The organism is Hoskinsella mucinilytica, from assembly GCF_045223415.1.
Classification (GTDB): domain Bacteria; phylum Bacillota_I; class Bacilli_A; order Erysipelotrichales; family Erysipelotrichaceae; genus Hoskinsella; species Hoskinsella mucinilytica.
Genome location: NZ_JBEQZJ010000075.1, coordinates 1 through 7899 on the forward strand (window position 1 = coordinate 1; position 7899 = coordinate 7899).

5 protein-coding genes and 1 pseudogene are annotated in these 7899 nt (G+C 28.7%); all 6 read left to right on the forward strand.

The annotated features are described in order from the left end of the window. Window positions 1-298: pseudogene (locus tag UGRO018_RS17120) on the forward strand (UDP-N-acetylglucosamine 2-epimerase (non-hydrolyzing)); the annotation flags it as partial. Between the two features lie 3 nt (window positions 299-301). After that, window positions 302-1720, forward strand: a complete 1419-nt coding sequence (locus UGRO018_RS17125) for an LCP family glycopolymer transferase (protein WP_416327729.1) — start codon at window positions 302-304, stop codon at window positions 1718-1720. 399 nt (window positions 1721-2119) lie between these two features. After that, a complete protein-coding gene (locus tag UGRO018_RS17130) occupies window positions 2120-3343 on the forward strand; it encodes a hypothetical protein (protein WP_416327730.1) in 1224 nt (407 codons plus the stop codon). Further along, window positions 3340-5673 carry a hypothetical protein gene (locus tag UGRO018_RS17135; protein WP_416327731.1) on the forward strand — a complete coding sequence of 778 codons (2334 nt, stop codon included), beginning with the start codon at window positions 3340-3342 and terminating at the stop codon, window positions 5671-5673. The genes UGRO018_RS17130 and UGRO018_RS17135 overlap by 4 nt, the downstream gene beginning before the upstream one ends. A gap of 23 nt (window positions 5674-5696) precedes the next feature. Then, entirely contained in the window at window positions 5697-6287 is a 591-nt protein-coding gene (locus UGRO018_RS17140; protein ID WP_416327732.1) for a recombinase family protein, read from the forward strand. A gap of 769 nt (window positions 6288-7056) precedes the next feature. Then, window positions 7057-7899: hypothetical protein (locus tag UGRO018_RS17145; protein ID WP_416327733.1), on the forward strand; the 843-nt coding region annotated here is incomplete at its 3' end.

Genomic DNA, 7899 nt, shown 5'->3' on the forward strand with positions numbered 1-7899 from the left:
CGATAGTGGAACGCTGCCTGAGGAATCTTCTTTTTTTACTAGTATAGGAAAATCATTTCCAGCAATCTGTATCAGAACAAGTACAGAGCGACCAGAAGCATTAGATAAGGGCTGCTTTGTATTAGCGGGAATTAGTGACAATGGAGTAGTGCAGGCAGTAGAGACTGCAGTCGCAATGAACGAAAACAATGATTTAGGAATACCGGTACCCAATTATATTGAGGATGTTAGTAATAAAGTAGTAAAGCTGATTCAATCTTATACTGGTGTTGTTAATAAAATGGTATGGCGTAAATAGATTATGAAAACTTATCTACAAAAGTTGAAATCAGGACATTTATATCAAATAGATTTAGGATTAACCATAGTATTATTGTGTATGATGTCTTATGCAGTTTATTCCTTATATCAATATCAAGCATCTTATGCATTGATATTACTTTGTATGGTTCTTTTATGTGTTGGGATATTATTTCTATTACAATTCAAAAAGCCAAAACTTACTTGTGTATTACAAGTAATCCTATGTATTCTACTTGTAGTATGTAGTCTAGCTTTACATAAGGTAAATACAGTCACAGACAAGCTGTCCGATACGACAGAATATCAAACCATCCAAATCATCACAAAGGCAGATAGCAAGATAACATCTTCCTCTGACTTTACATCCTACCAAATGGGATATGATCAAAATGATATCAGTGGATATGATTACGCTAAAGAATTATTAGGTGAGAATAAGATCGTATTAAAGAATATGATGCCTGTAGAAAGTACCAAGAAAAGCTATGAGCTTCTAAAAAACAATAAAGTAGATCTTATGGTATTAACCTCAATTGGAAGAAGTGAATTAGAAGAAGAAACAACTGATTTAGATAAAGAAATCAAAGTTATATTTGAAAAGAAAGTAGAAATGAAACTGGCACAAGCAAAACATGTTGATATTACCAAAGATCCTTTTACTTTGTATATTTGTGGTACTGATTTATCAGGAATTAACGATGTTGGTTCTACCGGTAGAGGAGATGTGAATATTCTTTTGACCATCAATCCAACAACAAAAAAGGTGAATCTACAAGTCGTACCTAGAGATCTGTTTGTTTACATTCCAGTGAAGGATGCTAGTAGTAAGCTATCCTATAGTGGATGGTGGGGAGGAGTGGAATCCTCTATTGCTAGTATTGAACAAGCATTAGATATCGAAATCAATTACTTTGTGAAGATGAATTTCACAGGATTGATGGATCTTGTAGATGCCTTAGGTGGAGTGAATGTCTATAGTCATTATACATATAATGTAAGTGGTTATTCATTCCATGAAGGATACAATGAGCTGAATGGAACACAAGCATTGATCTTTGCGAGAGAACGAAAATCATTGCCACTGAATGAGCGAAGCAGGGGCTATCAACAGATGGAACTAATTAAGGCAATCTTCACGAAGTTTGGCGATGAGCCAAGCTATGATCATGCGATGAAAGTGATCGACAGTATATCAAATAATTTTACAACGAACCTACCAAAAAGTGATTTCTATGATGCATGTATGTTGGTAATCGATTTATTGCCACAGTTACAAACGATGGAAGTACACAGTATGGAAGGGAAATACAAATGGCATATGGATGAGGTAAGAACAATGGATTATCTGTATTACTTTTATCCGGACGAAGGAGAAATTGAGAAAACAAAAACGGGCATTTTGGAGACATTGAAATAACATTAGATCTAACAATAGGTGTAATTATCCAAAATATCGAACATAAACTTATAGTCGTAAGGTTCCAATAGAAAACTAAAGTTAATAGTTGATGTATATGATGCTAACATCGTACAAAAACATATGCATAAAATTGAGATTCTACATATACTAGTTAAGGAGAAACAAAGTTTTAAAAAATATATTAATATCACGAAAAAGATGTTAAAATAAAAGAGACAGGAGATGAATCATTGTGATAGTAAGGAATGGAATAAACAAAATTATATTAGACACAGATTTTCTTGATAAATGTCTAATAAAAAGTAAAGGATTAAAATCAAGTACCATTACAAGCTGTTATGAGCAAAACTATGTTTTAAAGACACTTACAAGCATTAATGCTGAGAAGTTAGAATTATGTGTACACAATGTAAATATGCGTTAGCAATTTTACGGAAAAAGAAGCTACTTATAATTTGGTTTATAGTATCTTTTTTTTTATTGCTAATCGATATATCTTATAAAAAAGATTTAATATATGGAAAAGACCTAGAAAATATTTTAAAAATTATAATAGATAACGTTAAAGACTTCAAACTTGATAATATACTTTTAGTTGTGACAATCATAACCGCATTTATTCCTTTTTTTGAATTGATAAAGGAAGAAAAAATTCTCGGTATTGATTTAGCTAAAGTTTATAACAATTTATCATCATACGATATATTACTTAAAGTAATTATTTTGTTAATGGTTATTACTAAACTACTGGATCTATATATATGTTTTATAGCGCAGTTTTTCACTAGTCTATTTTTGATTTTATTCTATTTTTATGATGTTTTATCTATTAAAGGTAAGTATAAGAATAAGAAAAATCAGATATGGAAAGTTATTAAAAAAGAATTTGAGGATGTTAAAAGTACTAATAAATTGAATGATTTCAGTTTGATATCGATGTTTGAAAATATAAAAAATAAAGATTTTGATGTATCATTATCAATTTTAGAAAAATTTTTAAAAGAAAAAGATCCGAAATATGAGAGATTTTATTTTGCTTTGATCAAAGACATTATCAGAGCTTTTTTTCGAAATACGGAATTGTTTAATGATGAAATGAAAAAAGGAAATTTATGCTCACAATTAATTGATACGTTTATCTATTATGAGGATTGTCAAAATAATGCAGAAACTACTACCATACATTGTATTACGATTTACAGTATTTTATTGATTGAGCTACTATGTGTGGATGCTAATTATTTATACGTTAAAAATATCAATGAATATGTGAAAGAAAATCTTTTGATTTATAGAAATGAAAAAGATATGGAATTAATTGAATTAAACTCTATCTATATTTTTATGATGATAAATTATCTAAACGAAAAGGACATTATAAAATTGAACGATGAAGGATTAGAGCAAATAGAATTATTTGAAATGGATGAGATTGGATTGAAAAAAGGGACTTTGGAAAAAAATCTATTTGAAGGAAATCATTTTTTTTATGATTCATTTCATTTTTTATATAAACTTTATGATGAACAAGAAATAAACCAATATTATATAGATTATGAGTTCTTCACTTATGTTTCTAATTGTCTATTTGTTTATCAAGAAAAAGGGGTAATTATATGATAAAGCAAGTCAATTTGTATAAAAAATATTCCAAAATAACGGATTCATGGTTATGCTTTGGCGGATCCAGTATGGTTACGATTAAAGACTATAAATCATTTAGTGAGGTTGAAGAAATTAACAAACTAATACTAGATAAAAATGAGGAAAAATATTGTCTGTATTTATTAAGTGAAGAAACTGAAAGAGATGATGAATTTTGGGAAGATGCAGAATCAAAGAATTTTGTGTTTTTAAGTTTTTTACGTTTAAACAAGATAGATGAACAAAAAGAAAAAGTAAAAGAATTGCTTAAACAGAAAATTGGAAATTGTATGATATACTCTTCATTAGATACATATGATTTGGTGATAGCTCATTATAAAGACAGTATTACTGGATTAATGGAACCTTTTGAAATTTTAAAAAATTATCAAATAGAAATTCTAGAAACTAATTCTATGATTTTATCTCATATTAAGAACCCCGTTGAAGGGGAAGCACTTCCTTTAGTATCTTTCCGATTTCGTTTAAAGCATTTAAAAAAATTTAAAAAAATTGATACTTTTTTAAAAGAAAAGGATTTTGAAAAAACTCTACGAAATGGAAATTATGATTATGAATATTTTAAAAAAAATATGACTATTTCTGAATTGTTTTGTTTTTTTAGTGAAGAAAAAGTGATGGATCATTCTTATGAGGAATTGTATAAAGCGGTTGCAGAAATGGAAATAAGACTATATGATGATCAGGAACTTCCTATTGAATTATTGAAAGTAGAACAATCTGATAAAGAATTTGAGTTATTTAAACTATATAACAACTTAAAATATAGATATTCTAAATATATTACACGAGATTTAACATATTTGATGGATTTTATGATTGAAAGCTTTCAAAAAAGATATTATAATGATTTGTTCTTAGTAGTATATAAACCTTTGAAAATGTTCTTGAGAAAATATATAGAAGCTCTACAAAATCTAATTGATGATAATAATAATTTTGACGATATAAAAGAGTCTTATGATATTTTTATGACTTCAATAAATGAACTTTTCCTTATTTTCAATTATTCAAGAGTCCATGTTATTAGAGGGTTTGCTTATCAAGGCCATAAGATAACAATGCCATTTAAAATGATTAATTATTATACGGAAATAATGGAAAAGCTAATAGAAATCCTTATTGAAAATGAAAATGAATATGAATTTTGTTTCTTACTTTTACCTTCAACCAAATCGAATATTCATATACAAACTCTGATCAATGATGAGAAATATAAAAATAGGTTATTATTAGTTACCTTACCTGTTGATCAAATATTTAATATTCGTATGATGAATTTCCAATTAGCACATGAGATAGGGCATTATATTTGCGATAAGGTCAGGGAAAGAGAAGAACGTAAAGATGATATGTGGGAGGCGATTTCTGAAACGCTTTATTTGATGATTTTTAATGCAGATAATTCGGACACAAAAGAATTTGCAGAATATTTATTTGCTAATCTAATCAAAGAAATCAGGTATTTCAAAAAGAAAACAGAGGCATTTAATCCGGGTGTAGAGAATTCGTTTAGAGATGCGATCATTAAAATTGTTCCTCGTTTATTGAAAGGTGTTTTATTTAACTTTGTTAGAAATTTAGAGTTTAATAAAAATGAATATCTAAAAAACAAGACAACAATTAAAACAAATAAAGATTTTAAAGAGTTGGATATCAAACTAAAAAATTATACATCTACTTTTGAAAAAAAAGTTCTTGATGTTTTTTTGGATAATGATATAGAAAATCAATTTCTTTTTTTATTAAAAAATTGTGATGAAGGATTTTCAGATATAATCGCAATAAAAGTATTTAATTTGAGTTTAATAGATTTCATAAATTTCTTTAATGATGAATGGTTTGATATTATAGGATTTAATAATCCTGATTTCATAATAACTAGAATTGCGATTGTTATATGTGCGGTAGGTTTTGATACTAAACAAATTTGTGATTCTGATATCGAAAATACATATAAAAAACAAGTGATAAGGAAAGCGATTGCTTTGTCAGATTACTTAAATGAAATTCTTAATAAAGTAGATAATTATCTCAGTCAAGAAGAAATAAATGAAGCATTTAAACAAGTTCAAGCAGATATTTATGTACCTAAGAAGCTTGGAACATATAAGAGTTTATATTATTTATATCTTTATTTAAAAAAATGTAATGACTCACTTGATTCACTTAAATTTAACGAAAGTAATAAATTACAATACGACTATATCAATAATGAAAAAAATCTTATGGAAATCATAAACGAACTACAAAAAAACATAATTTTGGGAATTCAAAAGGAATAAATAGGAAAGGAAACAGGTGATGTATGGAATACTTTTACGCATTGACAGATCAAAATAATGACATCATAAGGATGTGCGAAGAAAAATTAAAGCTAGAAAAGCAACAGGTATACATCGATCATGAGGAAAGTGAAGAATGGAAAGAGCTAATGGCAACCATAAAGGAATTTGATAAGCTGTATGTGCCATCGTTCTCGATGTTTTCACCTGATGAAGAAGAATTGAAGATCAGATTATCTGAGTTGAAGGAGCTGCGGGCAAAGCTTTATTTGATGGAAGAGAATCAAGATATTGATATTGATGTATTGCTAGATATGTTGGACTATGTAGAAAACGCAAAGAAACGTCGCTTAGCGGTAAAACAGCGAGAAGGAATACAGAAGGCGTTAGAGAAGAAACAACAGGGAGAGGGAGCTTATGGGCGACCTAAGTTAAATCTACCGGAAGATTTCGAAGAAGTACAAAAAATGATCATGAGGAAAGAAATGAATCATGAAAGTTATCGGGCGAAAATAGGAATGAAACGATCTACGTATTATAAGTATGTAAAGATGATACGAGATCAGTGGAAGGAAGAAGAATTGAATAAAACAAATAAGGCAGGATCTAAGTAGGGTTCTGTCTTCTTTCTTTTATTCGATAGGTTTGTATAAAATCATATTTACATCCCATACTTATCATCATAGGAAGTGAATATATGATAAAAAAACTTGATGATGAGTTGCATATCATACACAGAAAAGTGCACCATATTTTCAAGATTTTATCAAGGGAGGATATGAGTTGTTTGAATAAGTGATGGTTCGTAGTTCTAATAACAAAATAAGTGGCAACTACCGTGCATTAAGGTGATTACCACTTTTTTCAATTTTCATTTACAAAAGAGCTGCATTATAAAATATATGATAACGATATGATGGACACTTTGAGCTTCACGATTCAAAAAAATCTGATTTTTCTTACCGTATTTGACTAAAAATATAAATTTTTTTCATTTTCATGACAGACTCTATATTTTGTGGTATGATGCCTACTATAAAAAATGAAAAGGAGGTATTTATGATGAAAGTTATAGTATTTCTAAATGGGTAGTGCGTTAATGAATATTGGATTTGATCAGAAAAAGAATTTAGTGTTTCTTGATGAAAAATGAATGATAAAAATGAGAAAATATAGTGAAATTTTGCTTATCTATTTACATTCTATGGTTAGGTTAGTATAATATGATTGAAGGCTAAATATATCTATCATTGGTAAAAAAGAAAAAAGTAGATATATCAATTCATTTTACTTCCATGATTCCTTTTCATTCAACTCACTTTTTCGATTTCTGTGGTATTTAGAAGTGTTAGATGAAAAACGTAAAACGTAAACGAGGGGAATATGGAAGGAAATTTAGAAATAGCATCTTCAATAGATGAAAAAGACCCTTCAAAAGCATATGATAACTATTGTAAAAGGATCTTGTCAAACAAGCAAGTTGTGGCACATATCATGAAAGAATGTATCAGCGAGTATGAAGATGTGCCGTGGGAAGAGATTCCTACTTATATCGAAGAACCATTATCAAATAAGGAAAATGAAAAAATCATAGGAATGAACACAGAAGATGAAAGAATTACTGGTTCACAGATTCGTTATGATGTATTATTTCAAGCTGTGGTTCCTAATAAAGCTGGTTCAAAAGATAAGATTGGATTATTGATAAATTTAGAAGCACAGAATAAAGATAATCCAGAATATCCTTTAATAAGTAGGGCAATGTATTATTGTAGTAGATTGTTAGCAAGGCAGAAAAATGCACCAGAGGGATTTCAAAAATCAAACTTTCAAGAGATGAAGAAAGTGTATTCAATTTGGATTTGCCTTAATCACAATGAGGAAAAAGAAAATGTGATTAATCGCTATTATTTTAAAGAAGAATGTATCGCAAATGAATGGCATAGCCCAAAAGAGGATTATGATTTAATGCAAGCAGTTATGATATACCCTGGCGAACATTATGATTATGACGATGATGAACATGGACTTTTAGAATTTTTGAACATTGTGTTTGTGAGTAATTTAGAAGCTGAAAAAAAGAAAAAAATTTTAATGAAAGATTATGGAATAGAAATGACTCAAACATTAGACGAGGAGGTTGAAAGGATGTGTAACTTAAGTCAAGGAATTTTAGAAAAAGGTGAAAAAAAAGGTCTGATTGAAGGTAAAATTGCATTAGCAAAA

Excerpts from the sequence above, each read along its gene's own strand:
- UGRO018_RS17130 (WP_416327730.1), top strand. The coding sequence starts at position 2,120 with ATGTGTACACAATGTAAATATGCGTTAGCAATTTTACGGAAAAAGAAG.
- UGRO018_RS17125 (WP_416327729.1), top strand. The coding sequence starts at position 302 with ATGAAAACTTATCTACAAAAGTTGAAATCAGGACATTTATATCAAATA.
- UGRO018_RS17140 (WP_416327732.1), top strand. The coding sequence starts at position 5,697 with ATGGAATACTTTTACGCATTGACAGATCAAAATAATGACATCATAAGG.
- UGRO018_RS17135 (WP_416327731.1), top strand. The coding sequence starts at position 3,340 with ATGATAAAGCAAGTCAATTTGTATAAAAAATATTCCAAAATAACGGAT.